Raw genomic sequence first — 15,740 nt, forward strand, 5'->3', positions numbered from 1 at the left:
CTGCCATGCGAACCCCCATCCTGCTCACCCGCCTGGCGCTGCTGGGCCTCGGCGCCAGCCTGCTGGCCTGCGCGCCGATTTCCGGCCGCGTCCCGCGCGAACGCGCCACCTCGGTCGCCGACGACGCCTACCTGACCGGGCGCAACCACCACCTGGCGCGCCGCTACGATGAAGCGCGCGCGGCCTACCAGGCCGCCCTGCGGGCCGCGCCGCAGCACGTCAACGCCCGCAACGGCCTGGCGACACTGCACGCCGAGCAGCGCGAGTTCGGGCCCGCGATCGCGCTGTGGCGCACGCTGACCGCGTCGGTGAACCTGTCGGCGGGGCCCGCCAAGGCCTATTTGTTCAGCAACCTTGGGCATGCGCTCTTCCTCAACGGCGATTACGACCAGGCCCTGGTCGCGCTCGAGAAAGCCTGCCTGCTGGACCCGCTGAACCACCGCGCCTGGCAGCTGCTCGGCGAGACCCTGCGCAAACTCGGCCAGGAAGAGCGCGCGAGCCAGATGCTGGCCCAGGCCGAGGCCCTGCGTGTCCACGATTTCCGCGCCGACTATGCCGCCGCGGGCGCCGCCTCCACGGTCGCGGCCATCGACCGCGCGGCCAGGACGCCCCAGCGCACGGAGCCGGGCTGGAACCAGCTGCAGCTGCACGTGGGCGTGGACGGCATGCTGGAATTGCGGCGCGAAGCGGCGCCGGCGGTCGCGGCGCTCCCTGCGGTGGAACGGCAGCCGGCGCCGGGGCAGGGCGCCCCGGACACCCCCGTGGTCCTGCTCGAAATCCGCAACGGCAACGGGATGCGCGGCATGGCGCGCAAGCTTGCGAGCCAGCTCGGCGCCGACGGGATGAAGGTGGCGCGTATTTCGAATCAGAAGGGGTTTGGGGTGCGGCGCACCCGGGTCGAATACGAGCCGGCCTACCGCGCGCAGGCCGAGCGACTGGCCGAGCGTTTCGGCGGCGCCGAACTGGAAGAAGTGGCGCGCTGTGCACCCGCCAACCTGCGCGTGGTGCTGGGCCGCGACGTGGCGCGCCGCGGATTCGCGCTCCGGCCCGCCATGCCTCTACCAGACACGGCCGGGCCGCGCATTGCGGCGAACAAGGCTTCCTGAAAAAGGTCCGGCGCACGTTTGTTCGGCATCAAACGCCAAACCTTGCCTCCCGAGAGAATGGGCTGGTCCGCCTTCTCTCGGGAGTCGCCATGAACCTGCTATCGCGCATCCGGAACGTCCGCGCCCAACTGATTCTTGCCGGCCTGGTGCTGGCCATCCTCAGCGCCTGCGCACCTAGCGGTACGCATCGCGGCACCGGCGAATACATCGACGATGCCGCCATCACCAGCCGTATCAAGACATCCTTCGCCACCTCACCGGAGGTCAAGGCGACTGAGGTCCAGGTCGAAACCTTCCGAGGTACGGTCCAGCTCAGCGGCTTTGTCGATTCTTCCGAGGCTGCTTTGCGCGCTGCGCAGATCGCACGCGAGACGCCGGGCGTGAAGGAGGTGCGCAACAGCATGGTAGTCAGGGAGCCGCGCCAGTAACAAGGCTTACTTCCAGGCGACCTTGCCCATGCCGCTGGTGTTGGCGCGGCGGCTGGCCGGCTTGCCGTAGACCGTGGCCGAGCCCATGCCGCTCAGGTCGACCTCGGCCGCACGGCTCGCATGGACCGTCGCGCCACCCAGGCCGGACATGTCGAGGTCGACGGTTTCCGCGCGCAGGTTCTGCGCCTCGAGGCTGCCGACGCCGGCCAGCCTGGCGTGCAATGCCTTGCTCTCGCCGCTGACATTGATGCGGCCGGCGCCGCGCAGGCTCAGGTCCAGGCGCTCGGTGCGCACGCCGTTGAGGGTCAGGCCGCCCACGCCGCCCAGGCTGGCGTCGATGGCGCGGTAGTTGCCATTCATCGTGACCGCGCCGGCGCCGTCGAGGGCCACGCGCAGGCTGTCGCCCGAGAAGCCGGTGACGGCCGAGGCGCCCACGCCTTCCGAGCTGAACTCGGACAGCTTTGGCACCGTGAGTTCGGCGCGCAGTTTCTCCTGCATCTCGCCGCGGCGGTTGTTCAGGGACTCGGTATCGATTTCCAGGGTGTCGCCACGCTGCGAGGTGGTGATGCGCTGCACGTAGCGCTTGTCGCCCGACACGACGAGGGAAGGGGTATTGCCCTGACGGATCACCAGATCGACCACGCCGCCCAGCTTCACCTTGGTCACGCGGGCGTCCACCGTGCGGGTCTCGCGCACGACCTCGTCGGCCAGTGCGGGGGCGGCAAGCAGGGCGAGGGCGGTGGCGAAAGCGGCGGGCTTCAACAGGGTTTTCATCGTGTTCTCCGATTGAGTGGTGATGCAAACAGGATAGGCCGAAGCCGGCCGAGTCCCCCGCCGATTGCGATGAACTGCACAATCGGCGGTCTGGAGCGCTAAAAACCGGGGTAGCAGGACCTCTACTTCTCCGCGCCGCTGCGGCGGTACACCCGCACCCAGTCCACCAGCATGCGCTGGGGCAGCACCGTCGTGCCGTCCGGATTGCCGGGCCAATAACCGCCGACGGCCAGGTTCAGCAGCATGAAGAAGGGCCGCTCGAAGACCCATTCGCCCTTGACCAGGTCGGGCCGTGCCGTATGAAAGTGGACGCCGTCGCGGTACCAGCGGATCTCGCCGGCTTCCCATTCGACCGCGAACACATGGAAATCGTCCGCATACTTGCCCTTCTCTAACCGCGAAGGGCCGCCGTAGGCCTTGTCGCCCGAATAGCCCGACCCATGCACGGTGCCGTGCACGATATCCGGCTCCTTGCCGATGTTTTCCATGATGTCGATTTCGCCGCTGCGCGGCCATCCGATCTTGCCGATGTCCGCGCCCAGCATCCAGAAGGCCGGCCAGATGCCCTGGCCCTGCGGCACCCTGATGCGCGCTTCGAAGCGCCCGTGCATCTGTTCCATCAGGCCGGCGGTCTTGATGCGCGCCGAGGTATAGGCATTGCCGCCATACGCTTCGCGGCGCGCTTCGATGACGAGCATGCCGTTCTCGACCCGCAGGTTCTCTGGCCGGTCGGTGTAGTGCTGCAGCTCCGCATTGCCCCAGCCATGGCCGCCCGCCTCCGGCAGCCATTTGGCGCGGTCGAGCGTGGCGCCGTCGAACTCGTCGCTCCAGGCCAGCGTCCAGCCGGCCGTGCGGGCGGAAGCCGGCGCGTCCGGGGTGGCGCAGCTGGCTAGGCCGAGGGCGAGCAGTGCGGCGGACAGGGCGAGGGAAAGGCGAAGAGATTTCATGGTGCTCCTGGTGGTGTGGAGGCGGGTTTGAGGCGGGCCTGTTCGCGCCGCACATGCTGCATGATGTTGAGGAAGGTATCGGTCCAGAACAGGCGGCGGTTCGCGGCGAGGAAGCGCAGCAGTTCCTCGTGGGCCTGGGAGGACACGCCGAGGTAGTCGCCGCCGATGCCGTGGAAGGTGAAGTTGACCATCGTGCCCTGCCGCGCCGCCTGTTTGACGATCGCAATCAGCTGGGCGCCGCTCACGCCGCTGGGCGCGAGCACCGGCACGGCGTAAGGGTCGAGCCTGTCCATCGCCTCGACCACGCCGCCGTTGCTGCCGACCTTGATGGCGACAAAGTCCGCGCGCACCCCCGGCAGGTAGTCGCGCCCGCCGGCCAGCGTGTCGCCGCAGGGCGCCGTATAGGTCCGCTCCGCGCGGCCGTCGATGGCCGTCAGCATGGTGTTGGCCAGCAGCACCTGGTCGCGCATCTGTTCCGCGCTGGTGGTGTCGAGGTTGCGGTGCGCTTCGACCCAGTCGCGCTCCGGCTTGCTGCGCGCGCACTGGTGGAACAGGCTGTGATTGCCGAGCTCGTGCCCGCGGCGCGCAGCGTCCCGCCAGGCCGCCATGCGCCGCGCCACCGAAGGGTTCGACAGCTGCAGGTAGAAGCTGGCGCGGATGCCATGGCGGTCGAGGGCGGGCAGGGCGTTGTCGAGCTGGGAATCGAGGGCGTCGTCGTAGGCGAGGCTGACGGCGGCGCGGGCGCCGTCCGGCCAGGCGAAACGCTGTTCCGGCTCGGCCGCGGGCGCCGCACCGGGGCGCAGGCCTGCGAATAGCAGGCCGGCAAGCAGGGTAGCGGCAAGAACGCGGTGTGCCACGGCACCGGGTCGTCCTGCGTGTGCACCGCCTCCTCCCACATGCCGCATCCGCGCCTCTTTCGTCTGAATTTGGAAACGTTACCAGATTGTCAAGCCGACTATAGCACCGCCGATTTTGCGATGTCAATGCCGGTACGTTCGGCGCATATGGGTGCAAAAGCCTGCATTTCGCAGGGCGGCTTCGATGGTGTTGCAAATCAGCCGCACTTCGCATCAAACCCGTATGGAATATTCCGTTGACAATTTTTTTTGCTAACCCTAATATTCAGACAAATGATATGGAAACGTTTCCATGCAACAGACGGATTGCTGAACAACGACTGCATACCGGACAAAGAGAAATGAACGAGCGCAAGGCGCCAGGTTTTGAAGCAATCCCGACAGCGAGGACATCGGCCCCGGCCGCATGTCCTCGCTGCGCCGCATGGAAGCGCCCGTGCCGGACCGCGAGGCGAGGAGGTGCCCAGGCTTAGGGAGTGACAGCGAAACGAGAGCTGGAACAGCATGACCGCCGGCAGCGTGCAGCCACAGGAGCCGGCAAAGGTAGTGGAGACACCGTTGGATGGGTGACGGTTAAAAACTTAAAAAAACAGGAGAGCACCATGTATTACCCGAAGGCGAAACAGACATTGATGAGCCTGGCAGTAGCCAGCGCATGCGCGGCGTTCATGCCGGCTTATGCCCAGGAGGTCGCCTCGACCCCGGGCGCGGCCGCCACCATCGACCCGGCCCAGCAGGAGGCAACCTCGCCATCCTCGCCCGCCGGCGTCCAGACCGTCGTCGTCACCGGCCTGCGCGCCAGTCTCGAATCGTCGATGAACCTCAAGCGCAATGCGCAGGGCTTCGTCGACGGCATCGTCGCCGAAGACATCGGTAAATTCCCGGATACCAACCTGGCCGAATCGCTGCAGCGCATCAGCGGCGTATCGATCGACCGCAGCATCGGCGAAGGCTCCAAGGTCACCGTGCGCGGCGTCGGCCCCGACTTCAACCTGGTGCTGCTGAACGGCCGCCAGATGCCGACCTCGAGCCTGGGCGACCGTCCGGGACGCGCCTATGACTTCGCCAACATCGCCTCGGAAGCGGTGTCTCAGCTGCAGGTCTACAAATCGGCGCGTGCCGAAACCCCGACCGGCGGCATCGGCGCCACCATCAACGTTTTGACGGCGCGCCCGCTGTCGCGTCCAGGCCTGCAGGCCAGTATCGGCGTCAAGGGTGTGTACGACCAGTCGGTCGAGAATCTGCCGAAGGACATCACCCCGAGCGACAAGCTTACCCCCGAGATTTCGGGCATCTACAGCAATACCTCGGCCGACGGCAAGTTCGGTATCGGCCTCTCGGCCAGCTACCAGGAGCGCAACCTGGGCTACAACCAGGCCGGCGTGACCAGTGGCTGGAAGGGCCCGTTCCGCGGCGACGAGAATAACTGGGGCACCATTCCCCAACCCGGCACCGCGGGTTCGGAAAACATCACCAACCGTCCGAAGCCGGGCGACCTGTACCAGGTGCCGCAAAACCTGAACTACAACATGAGCGGCATCCAGCGTCAGCGCACCAACGGCCAGCTGGTGCTGCAATACGCTCCGTCCAAGGCGCTCACCACGACGCTGGATTACACCTATTCCGAGAACAAGATCCAGACCAAGAAGAACGACGTGTCGGCCTGGTTCAACTTCGGCCCTTCGTCGAGCAGCTGGACCAACGGTCCGGTCGCCGCACCCCTGGTCTATACCGAGATCATCAATCCGGCGACCAGCGACATCGCGATGGGCGCGGCGGACTTCGCCACCAAGACCCAGAACAAGTCGCTGGGCTTCAACGCCGCATGGCGCGTCAACAGCGACGTGCGCTTCGAGCTCGATGCCCACAAGTCGACCGCCGAATCGGTGCCGGACAGCCCCTTCGGTTCCGCCAATACCCTGGGCACCGCCAGCTTCAGCCGCGGCACCACCAGCGTCGATTTCTCGAAGGACTTCCCGGTCCTGAGCATCCAGGGCGCCGACTTCCAACGCGCGCCGCAGCAGGTGACTGGATCGGTGTTCGAGAACGGCTACGTCAGGAGCGAGATCAAGCAGGTCCAGGCGCACGGCAGCTGGAAGATGCTGGAAGCGTCCGAACTGAAGTTCGGCCTGGCCACCACCGACGTCAACAACCGCTCCGCCTTCTCGGTGCAGCAGCGCGACACCTGGGGCGGCGCGACCAATCCGTCCGACTACCCGGCCAGCGTCTTCCATGCCGAGAGCCTGCGCCAGTACTTCGACAACATCGACGGCAGCGACAACCCGAACCTGTTCAACACCTTCTATACCTTCAACTTCGACCAGGTTCGCCAGCTGGCGGCCAAAGCTTCGGGCCTGCCCAACCTGTACCTGCCGAAGACCACCTACGACACCGACCAGCGCACCCGGGAAAAATCGAAGAGCCTGTATTTGCAGTTCAATACTGACTGGGACTTCGCGATGCCGGTCCATACCTCGGTCGGCGTACGCTATGAAAAGACCGACGTCACCTCGACCGCGCTGGTGCCGATCGCGACCACCATCAGCTGGGTGTCGCAGAACGAGTTCCCCGTGGGCTTCGGCGCGCCGTCCTTCACGACCCTGACCGGCAAATACCATCATGTGCTGCCGAGCTTCGATGCCGACATCGATCTGCGCTCCGACATGAAGGGCCGCTTCAGCTACGGCGAAACCATCGGCCGTCCGCGCTACGACCAGCTCACCGGCGGCCAGGTGCTCGACACCCTGGCGCGTGTCCAGGGCGGCACCGGGCGCCAGGGCAACCCGGGCCTGCTGCCGGTCAAGTCGAAGAACATCGACCTCGCCTATGAGTGGTACTACGCCAAGTCGAGCTTCGTATCGCTCGGCCACTTCCGCAAGAACCTGGAAAACTACGCCGGCCAGTCGCAGGTGATCGCCCAGCCTTTCGGACTGCGTACCCCGGTGGGCGGCGCCTACTGGAACGCGGCGATCGGCGGCGGTTGCGCCGCGACCGACCTGACCTGCATCCGCAACTACATCCTGCGCAATTTCAATGGCCGTCCCGGCGTGACCCGGGGTGCCGACGATTCGGCCGGCAATGCTACCGGCACCATCGTCGGCCAGCCAAACGATCCGGTCGCAAACTTCCAGATCACCAGCTACTCGAACCAGAAGGCGGCCCGCCTGCGCGGCCTCGAATTCAACGTGCAGCACATGTTCGGGGCGTCCGGCTTCGGTGTGTCAGCCAACTATACCTACGTGAACTCGGGCCTGAAGTACAACAACGCCAGCATCGGCGAGCAGTTCGCCCTGGTCGGCCTGAGCGACTCGGCCAACCTGGTGGGTATCTTCGAGAACGAGAAGTGGAATGTGCGCGCGGCCTACAACTGGCGCGACAAATTCCTGTCCTCGACCTTCGACGGCTCGGGCCCGAACCCGAACTACGTCGAGGCATACGGCCAGTTCGACCTGAGCATCGGCTACAACATCAACAAGAACCTGACCCTGCAGTTCGAGGGCATCAACCTGACCGACGAGACCAAGCGCGTCCACGGTCGCAACGAGCGCCAGGCGCTGTACGTGGAGCAGTCCGGTCCGCGCTACATGCTGGCTGCCCGCTACAAGTTCTGACCCCGTGCCGGTCCGCGCCAGCGGACGGCGGCCTGCTGGAAGACCTGTCTTTTCCCTTGTCTTCCAGCAGGGTTTTCTGAGTTAGACTTGCCCAGTATCTGTTTTCTTGGAACAAATATGGTGAGCACCACCATCCGGCATGTCGTGATCGCAGGCGGAGGCTCGGCCGGATGGCTGACGGCCGCCACGCTCGCCTCCGGCCTGCAGACCGAAGAGCGGGGCGGCCTGCGCATTACCTTGATCGAGTCGCCCGACGTACCCATTATCGGCGTGGGCGAGGGCACCTGGCCGACCATGCGCGACACGCTGCGCGCGGCCGGCTTGTCCGAGTCCGCCTTCATGCGTGAGTGCGACGCCGCCTTCAAGCAGGGATCGCGCTTCAACCGCTGGGTCACCGGCGCACCTGACGAGCATTATTTCCACCCCTTCGTGCTGCCGCAGGGCTGGGGCGACGCCGACCTGGCCGGTGGCTGGCTCGCACGCCATGGCGACATGCCCTTCGCGGAACTGGCCAGCTACCAGCCGCACCTGTGCCTGCAGGGCCGCGCGCCCAAGCAGGCGGCCACGCCTGAATTCGCGGCCGTGGCCAACTACGGCTACCATCTCGACGCTGGCAAGTTCGGGGTCTTCCTGAAGAAACATTGCCTGGAGCAACTCGGCGTGCACTACGTGCCGGACCATATCACCGGCGTCGTGCCGCACGAGAATGGCGATATCGCGGCCCTGCGAACCAGGGAGCACGGCCTCCTCCCAGGTGATCTGTTCGTCGACTGCACCGGCATGCAGTCGCTGCTGCTCGGGAAGCACTTCGGCGTCGCCTTCCTGCCGCAGCGCGGCGTGCTGTTCAACGATACCGCGCTGGCCGTGCAGGTGCCGTACGCGAGCGCGGACGATCCGATCGCCTCGCAGACCAGCGCCACGGCGCAGGATGCGGGCTGGATCTGGGATATCGGCCTGCCGACCCGGCGCGGCATCGGACACGTCTACTCCAGCGCGCATACGTCGGATGAGCAGGCGCAGGCCGCCCTGCGCGCCTATGTGCGCGCCAGCGGCGGCCCGGATGACGTGGTCCCGCGCAAGCTGAGCTTCGAACCCGGATACCGCGAACGCTTCTGGCACCGCAACTGCGTCGCCATTGGACTGTCGAGCGGCTTCATCGAGCCGCTGGAGGCATCGGCGCTGGCCATGGTCGAACTCGCGGGGGCCATGCTGCTCGAAGAGATGCCGCCCACGCGCGCCGAGATGGATCTCTGCGCGCAGCGCTTCAACACCGTTTTCACCTACCGCTGGGAGCGGGTGATCGATTTTCTCAAGCTGCACTACGTGCTCAGCCGCCGCACGGGCGGCGCCGACCCGCACGGCTACTGGCGCGACAACCGCGAGACCGTGCCCGAGCGCCTGGCTGGATTGCTGGCGCTTTGGCGCCACCGGCCCCCCTCGCGCCTGGACTTCGACCGTATCCAGGAAGTCTTTCCGGCAGCGAGTTACCAGTATGTCCTGTACGGCATGGGCTTCCGGCCCGAGCCCGGCGTGGCGCGGCGAGCGCGCCCGGGCGAACCCGGCGTGCAAGACGCGGACGCCTTTTTCCGTCAGGCCGCCGAGCTGGCGCGCCGCATGCTCCCGGCGCTGCCCGACAACCGCGGCCTGCTGGCGCATATCGTGCGCCACGGCCTGCCGCGCGCATGACACCACCACGCGACGACGACAACCATCAAGAGACACACACCATGACCAAGCCGGTACTGCTGAACAATATCGATCACAAGGACCTGCGCGTGATCACACGCCGCGGCGCCGATCTCGGCGACGAGCGCGCCTTCGCCCCGACCTTTCCGGACGAGTTCCGCTCCTTGCAGGCGCATTACCCGATCGTGTTCCGCAAGGCGGACGACGGCACCTTCGAACCGATCGCCCTGTTCGGCTTCGAGAACGACGAAAACCTGTTCCTCGAGGGCCAGGAATGGCAGGCGACGACGGTTCCGCTGCTGGTCGAACGCCTGCCTTTCCTGATCGGCCAGAACGGCGATGAGCTGACAGTGCACATCGACCTGGATAACCCGCGCGTCAGCACCACCGAGGGCGAGCCGGTGTTCCTGGCGCATGGCGGCGTGTCTCCCTACCTGGACCACGTGAATGCGATGCTGCTGGCGATCCACGAGGGCATGCGGTCGAACGCAGCTTTCACCGACGCCCTGGCCAGGAATGAGCTGCTGGAAGGATTTGCGCTGGACATCACACTCGACGACGGTTCGCAGCACCGTCTCGGCGGCTTCTATACCGTCAACGAGGAACGCCTGGCCCAGCTTCCCGCCGCCGCCATCGACAGCCTGCACAAGGCCGGCTTCCTCGGTCCGATCTATTTCCAGATCGCGTCGATGTCGAATTTCCGCTCCCTGATCGAGCGCAAGAACTGCCGCCATGCTGCCGGCCGCTAGACCGATCCGCGAGATCGGCGGCCTGGCCCCGCGCGACCTCGGCCCCGAGATCCTGGCCTCGACCGAACCGCTGCTGCTGCGCGGCCTGACGGCAGCCTGGCCCATGGTCGCGGCCGCCCGCGGATCGAGCGCCCAGGCCGATGCCTATCTGCGCCGCTTCTACCGCGACGCCACCGTCAACGCCATGCTGGGAGCGCCGGAGATCGACGGGCGCTTCTTCTACAACGAGGCGATGGACGGTTTCAACTTCGCGCCGGTGCGGGTGCGCCTCGACAAGGTGCTGGACGAGCTGGCGCGCTATCGGGGCGCCGACCAGCAGCCGGCCATCTACGTTGGTTCCACCACGATCGAGACCTGCCTGCCGGGCTTTCATGACGAGAACCCGATGGACCTGGGCGGACGCGACGCCCTGGCCAGCATCTGGATCGGTAACCGCACCCGCATCGCGGCCCACTACGACCTGCCGGACAACCTGGCCTGCGTGGTGGCCGGCCGGCGCCGCTTTACCCTGTTTCCGCCGCAGCAGGTCAACAACCTGTATATCGGCCCGCTCGACCTCACTCCGGCCGGCCAGGCCATCAGCCTGGTCGACTTCCACCGCCCCGACCTGGCGCGCTTTCCGCGATTCGCGCAGGCGATGGAGCAGGCCCTGGCGGCCGAACTGGAGCCGGGCGACGCCCTGTTCATTCCCAGCATGTGGTGGCACCACATAGAAGCACTGGGCGACTTGAATGTGCTGGTCAACTATTGGTGGCGCCAGTCGCCGGAATACATGGACACCCCGATGAACGCGCTGATGCACGCGCTGATGAGCGTGCGCGATCTGCCGCCCGAGCAGCGCAAGGCCTGGCAGGAGCTGTTTCGTCATTACGTGTTCGAGGCGGACGGCGCTACCGCGGCGCACATCCCGGAAGCGGCGCGCCGGGTCCTGGCCCCAATGGACGGCGACGCCGTGCGCACCATCCGCGCCCAACTACTCAAACGCATGAACCGCTGAAGGAGCCAGCATGGACAAAGGTATCAACAGGGTCGGCATGGGCAAGCCGGTGCGCCGCGTCGTCATCGCGGGCGGCGGCACCGCCGGCTGGATGGCCGCGGCCTGCATTTCGAAGATCCTGGGCAAGCGCCTCGACATCAAGCTGGTCGAATCCGACGAGATCGGCACCGTGGGCGTGGGCGAAGCCACGATCCCGACCCTGCTGAACTTCCACAACCTGCTGGAGATCAACGAGCAGGAGTTCATGGCCGAGACCAAGGCGACTTTTAAACTCGGCATCAGCTTCGAGAACTGGCGCAATGTGAAGGAGGACTACATCCACTCCTTCGGCCTGACCGGCACCGACCACTGGACCGCGGGCTTCCAGCACTTCTGGCACAAGGGCCGCGAGCGCGGCCTGGCGGGGGACTACGGCGACTACTGCCTGGAGCTGCGCGCTTCGCAAGAGAACAAGTTCGCCCACCTGCCGCGCCAGGGTTTGAACTACGCCTACCACCTGGACGCGAGCGCCTACGCGCGCTACCTGCGCAGGTTCAGCGAACGCTTCGGGGTGCAGCGCATCGAAGGCAAGATCGTCGACGTCACCACCAGCGCGCTCACCGGCCACGTGCGCTCGATCACCCTGGACTCGGGCGCGGACATCGAGGGCGACCTGTTCATCGACTGCACCGGTTTCCGCGGCCTCCTGATCGGCCAGGCGCTCGGCGTCGAGTACGAGGACTGGTCGCAGTGGCTGTTCAACGATAGCGCCGCGGCGCTGCAGACCACCTCCGTGGGCGACGCGGTGCCGCTGACGCGCTCGATCGCCCACGCCTTCGGCTGGCAGTGGCGCATCCCGCTGCAGCACCGCGTCGGCAACGGCATCGTGTTCTCGAGCCGCTATGTGGAAGAGGAGCAGGCGGTCAAGGCCTTGATGGACAACATCGCGGGCGAGCCCCTGATGAAGCCGCGCGTGATCAAATTCACGCCGGGCCAGCGCAAGCAGGTGTGGAAGGCGAATGTGGTCGCGGTGGGACTGTCGAGCGGCTTCCTCGAACCGATCGAATCGACCAGCATCCACCTGATCCAGCGCAGCATCCTGCGCCTGATGCAGATGTTCCCGAACGAGGGCATCATGCAGACCGATGTCGACGAGTTCAACCGGCAGGCCGCGACGGAGGTGGAGCACATCCGCGACTTCATCATCCTGCACTACAAGGTCAACAACCGCATCGACGCGCCCTACTGGGTCGACGCGCGCAATATGGCGGTGCCGGCAGCGCTGCAGCACCGCATCGACCTGTTCCGCGAGACCGGCCGCGTGTTCCGCTTGCCGAACGAGCTGTTCGCCGAGAACTCCTGGGTGCAGGTGATGCTGGGGCAGGGCATCATGCCGCTGCAGCACCACCAGACGGCCGACCTGATGGGTGACGAGGAGCTCTCGCACTTCCTCGGCGGGATCAAGGGGCAGGTCGACCGCACCGTGGCGGGACTGCCTTCTCACCAGTCCTACGTCGAGCGCTACTGCGCGGCGCCGAAGTAAGAGAGGAACATCGACACCGCCGCCTCGATCACGGGTTCCTGCTGCGCGGAGCCCAAGGGGGCGGCGCCCATCGCCACCTGCGGCCAGAAGGCGAAAGCCTTCACCTGGCCCTGCAGCATGGTGGCGGCGAAGACCGGATCGCCGGCTTTCAGTTTTCCATCCGCCTGGGCCGCCCGGATCCAGGCGGTCACCCCTTCTTCACGCTCGTTCAGGCGCGCGAATACCGGCAGCGCGCGCTCGGGCGCGTGGATCGCTTCCGAAATCGCCACCCGCGCCAGGTCCAGGAAGTCCTGCTGTTCCAGGGTGCGCATCTTCAGGCGCAGCAGCTCGCTGAGCTGTTCGCGCAAGGGCAGGTCCGGGCGGTAGGGGAGTTCCAGCAGCTCGGCGCTGGCCTGGAACAGCTGCACGATGGTTTCCGCGAACAGTTCTTCCTTGCTGGGGAAATGGTTGTACACCGTGCGCTTCGATACCTCGGCGACGGCAGCGATGCGGTCCATGCTGGTCGCTTCGAAACCGTTCGCACGGAATTCGGCAGCCGCGGCTTTCAGGATGGCGTCGCGCTTGAGGTCGGTGAGGCGGGGAGGGGTCATACACATATTCTACACCCGGCAGTTTACTTTTCCAAAAAGTGAAACTACACTGTGTAGTGTACATCTGACGGATCGAGATCCCATGCGCCTCCTCTTTGCCACCCTTTTTCTTGGAATTGCCGCCATCATGAGCTATTGCACCCTTGCCAGCGCGGCTCCCGCGCACACCGAGTCGCCCCAGTTCGCGGAAGGAAAATTCCGCAATCCCGTCCAGATGCGCGAGCACAGCCTTGGAGAGATGGCGCGCCTGTGGTGGAACTTCATGTTCCACAAGCCGCAGGGCACCATGCCGACAGCCGCGATTCCAGTGCGTGCGCTCACGCAGGCCGAGCTGCTGGCGGCGCCGGACAACACGCTGTACCGCCTCGGCCACTCGACCATGCTGGTCAAGCTCGGCGGCGCCTTCTACCTGACCGACCCGGTGTTTTCGGAGCGCGCCTCGCCCGTGCAGTGGGCCGGCCCCAAGCGCTTCCACGCGCCGCCGATCTCGATCGACGATCTCCCGCCGATCAAGGCTGTCATCCTCTCGCACGACCACTACGACCACCTCGACCACGCGGCAGTCCTCGCGCTGGCGGCCAAGACCGAGCACTTCCTGGCGCCCCTCGGCGTGGGCGACCGCCTGGTCGAGTGGGGCATCGACCAGGCCAAGGTGCAGCAGTTCGACTGGTGGCAAGGGACGCAGATCGGCGGCGTGCGTGTCGTCGCGACCCCGTCCCAGCACTTTTCGGGGCGATCGCTGAACGACCGCAACTCGACGCTATGGGCTTCCTGGGTGATCCAGAGCGACGAGCTGCGCCTCTTCTTCAGCGGCGACACCGGCTATTTCGACGGCTTCAAGGAGATCGGCCGCCGCTACGGCCCCTTCGACGTCGCGCTGATGGAAACCGGCGCCTACGACAAACAGTGGCCGGACGTGCACATGCAGCCGGAAGAGACGCTGCAGGCCTTCCTCGATGTGAAGGGCGCCTGGCTGCTGCCGATGCATAACGGGACCTTCGACCTGGCCCTGCACCGCTGGCAGGACCCGTTCGAGCGCATCGTGGCGCTGGCCGAGGGCAAGGGCGTGAAGCTGGCCACGCCGGAGATGGGGGAAGCCCTGAACCTCAAGGCCCCCCAGCCCGGCAGCCAGTGGTGGAAGTCGGTGGAATAATCAGGCCGCCACCGGCTGCTTGTGCAGGTTGGCGTACTTCACGCCGAAGTAGAGGATGAAGAGGTAGCACACGGCCGGCACCATGAAGGAGGGCTGCAGGCCGATGGTGTCGGCGAACATGCCTTGCACGAAGGGGATGACGGCGCCGCCGACGATGGCCATGCACAGGATGCCCGAACCCTGGCCGGTAAACTTGCCCAGGCCATGCAGGGCCAGGCTGAAGATGGTCGGGAACATGATCGAGTTGCACAGGCCGACCGCGACGATCGCCCACTTCGCCACCGAGCCCTCGCCGAAGGTCGCGGTGAGCACCAGCACGATGGAACCCAGCGCCGTGACGGCCAGCGACTTGCCCGGGCTGATGTAGCGCATCGCGGCAAAGCCGATGAAGCGGCCGACCAGGGCGCCGCCCCAGTACAGGCTGACGTAGTGGGCGGCGTCCGCGTGGCTCAGGCCCGCGATATTGCCCTCGCCGAGGAAGTTGATCAGGAAGCTGCCGATGCTGACTTCCGCGCCCACGTAGAGGAAGATCGCGACCGCGCCCAGCACCAGGTGGCGATAGGCCATCGCGCCGCCCTTGCCGTCGACCGCCGGCTGGCCGTCTTCCGCGTGGTCGATCTTCGGCAGCTTGGCCAGGGCGAACAGCACCGCGAGGATGGCCAGCGCCGCCGCCAGCGCAAGGTAAGGGCCCTGCACCGTTGCCGCCTCGAGCGCCTTGTGCGCGGCCTGCTCGGCGGCCGGCAGGGCTGCCAGCTGGTCGGCGCTCAGGGCCACGGTCGACAGGATCAGGATGCCGCCCAGCGCCGGCGCCACCGTGGTGCCGAGCGAGTTGAAGGCCTGGGTCAGCGTGAGGCGGCTCGAGGCCAGGCGCGCCGGACCGAGCACGGTCACGTAGGGGTTGGCCGCCACCTGCAGGATGGTGATGCCGCTCGCCAGCACGAAGAAGGCGAACAGGAAGAGCCCGTAGCCGCCCTTGGAGGCCGGGTAGAACAGGGCGCAGCCGGCCGCTGCGATCATCAGGCCGGTGACGGCGCCGTTCTGGTAGCCGATTCTACGGATCAGGGCGCCGGCCGGCAGCGAGACGATGAAGTAGGCGCCGAAGAAGCAGAACTGCACCAGCATCGCCTGCAGGTAAGTCAGGGTGTAGATCGACTTCAGGTGCGGGATCAGGACGTCGTTCAGGGAGGTCAGCAGCCCCCACATGAAGAACAGGATGGTGACGATGACGAGCGCGCCGGTGTGCGGGTTGTGCTCGGCCTCGGGGAGGTGCGCCAGCGGCGGCGCCTGGTTCTGGGCGGTACTTTGCATGATGTCTCCGTG

13 protein-coding genes are annotated in these 15,740 nt (G+C 66.3%); 8 read left to right on the forward strand and 5 right to left on the reverse strand.

The window, feature by feature from the left end:
* Nucleotides 1-5: 5 nt before the first annotated feature.
* Both ACQ7JA_RS13030 and ACQ7JA_RS13035 read left to right on the forward strand, forming a co-directional pair.
* Nucleotides 6-1,106 (forward strand): tetratricopeptide repeat protein, encoded by a 1,101-nt coding sequence (locus ACQ7JA_RS13030; RefSeq protein ID WP_430898306.1) that lies wholly within the window; start codon nt 6-8, stop codon nt 1,104-1,106.
* Between the two features lie 89 nt (nt 1,107-1,195).
* On the forward strand, nt 1,196-1,534 hold the full coding sequence (locus tag ACQ7JA_RS13035; RefSeq protein ID WP_430898308.1) for a BON domain-containing protein: 339 nt from the start codon (nt 1,196-1,198) through the stop codon (nt 1,532-1,534).
* 6 nt (nt 1,535-1,540) lie between these two features.
* Here the strand turns inward: ACQ7JA_RS13035 and ACQ7JA_RS13040 are convergent, their stop codons facing one another.
* The 3 genes from ACQ7JA_RS13040 to ACQ7JA_RS13050 all read right to left on the reverse strand — a co-directional run bounded on the left by ACQ7JA_RS13040 (nt 1,541) and on the right by ACQ7JA_RS13050 (nt 4,112).
* Entirely contained in the window at nt 1,541-2,308 is a 768-nt protein-coding gene (locus ACQ7JA_RS13040; RefSeq protein WP_430898310.1) for a GIN domain-containing protein, read from the reverse strand.
* 122 nt (nt 2,309-2,430) lie between these two features.
* The gene (locus tag ACQ7JA_RS13045; RefSeq protein WP_430898312.1) at nt 2,431-3,255 is read right to left on the reverse strand and encodes a glycoside hydrolase family 16 protein; all 825 of its coding nucleotides are present in this window, start codon (nt 3,253-3,255) and stop codon (nt 2,431-2,433) included.
* Nucleotides 3,252-4,112, reverse strand: a complete 861-nt coding sequence (locus ACQ7JA_RS13050) for a polysaccharide deacetylase family protein (RefSeq protein WP_430898314.1) — start codon at nt 4,110-4,112, stop codon at nt 3,252-3,254. Before ACQ7JA_RS13050 ends, ACQ7JA_RS13045 begins: the two co-directional genes overlap by 4 nt.
* Before the next feature lie 602 nt (nt 4,113-4,714).
* Between ACQ7JA_RS13050 and ACQ7JA_RS13055 the strand changes: the two genes are divergently transcribed.
* The 5 genes from ACQ7JA_RS13055 (at nt 4,715) to ACQ7JA_RS13075 (ending at nt 12,677) form a co-directional block, all read left to right on the forward strand.
* Nucleotides 4,715-7,723, forward strand: a complete 3,009-nt coding sequence (locus tag ACQ7JA_RS13055) for a TonB-dependent receptor (protein WP_430898315.1) — start codon at nt 4,715-4,717, stop codon at nt 7,721-7,723.
* A gap of 117 nt (nt 7,724-7,840) precedes the next feature.
* Nucleotides 7,841-9,409, forward strand: coding sequence for a tryptophan halogenase family protein (locus ACQ7JA_RS13060; RefSeq protein ID WP_430898317.1), 1,569 nt, complete (start codon nt 7,841-7,843; stop codon nt 9,407-9,409).
* A gap of 41 nt (nt 9,410-9,450) precedes the next feature.
* The gene (locus ACQ7JA_RS13065) at nt 9,451-10,158 is read left to right on the forward strand and encodes a SapC family protein (RefSeq protein ID WP_430898319.1); all 708 of its coding nucleotides are present in this window, start codon (nt 9,451-9,453) and stop codon (nt 10,156-10,158) included.
* Entirely contained in the window at nt 10,142-11,155 is a 1,014-nt protein-coding gene (locus ACQ7JA_RS13070; protein WP_430898321.1) for a cupin-like domain-containing protein, read from the forward strand. The genes ACQ7JA_RS13065 and ACQ7JA_RS13070 overlap by 17 nt, the downstream gene beginning before the upstream one ends.
* A gap of 10 nt (nt 11,156-11,165) precedes the next feature.
* Nucleotides 11,166-12,677: a tryptophan halogenase family protein gene (locus tag ACQ7JA_RS13075; RefSeq protein ID WP_430898323.1), complete on the forward strand. Its 1,512-nt coding sequence runs from the start codon at nt 11,166-11,168 to the stop codon at nt 12,675-12,677.
* Here ACQ7JA_RS13075 and ACQ7JA_RS13080 read toward each other — a convergent pair.
* On the reverse strand, nt 12,656-13,267 hold the full coding sequence (locus ACQ7JA_RS13080) for a TetR/AcrR family transcriptional regulator (protein ID WP_430898325.1): 612 nt from the start codon (nt 13,265-13,267) through the stop codon (nt 12,656-12,658). The two genes, ACQ7JA_RS13075 and ACQ7JA_RS13080, sit on opposite strands and share 22 nt — an antisense overlap.
* Nucleotides 13,268-13,349: 82 nt before the next feature.
* Between ACQ7JA_RS13080 and ACQ7JA_RS13085 the strand changes: the two genes are divergently transcribed.
* The gene (locus ACQ7JA_RS13085; protein ID WP_430898327.1) at nt 13,350-14,420 is read left to right on the forward strand and encodes an MBL fold metallo-hydrolase; all 1,071 of its coding nucleotides are present in this window, start codon (nt 13,350-13,352) and stop codon (nt 14,418-14,420) included.
* On the opposite strand, the gene ACQ7JA_RS13090 is transcribed toward ACQ7JA_RS13085, so the two are convergent.
* Entirely contained in the window at nt 14,421-15,728 is a 1,308-nt protein-coding gene (locus tag ACQ7JA_RS13090; RefSeq protein WP_430898329.1) for a sugar MFS transporter, read from the reverse strand.
* Between the last annotated feature and the right edge of the window lie 12 nt (nt 15,729-15,740).

The sequence above is a fragment of the Massilia sp. BKSP1R2A-1 genome, assembly GCF_050586525.1.
Lineage (GTDB): Bacteria > Pseudomonadota > Gammaproteobacteria > Burkholderiales > Burkholderiaceae_D > Telluria.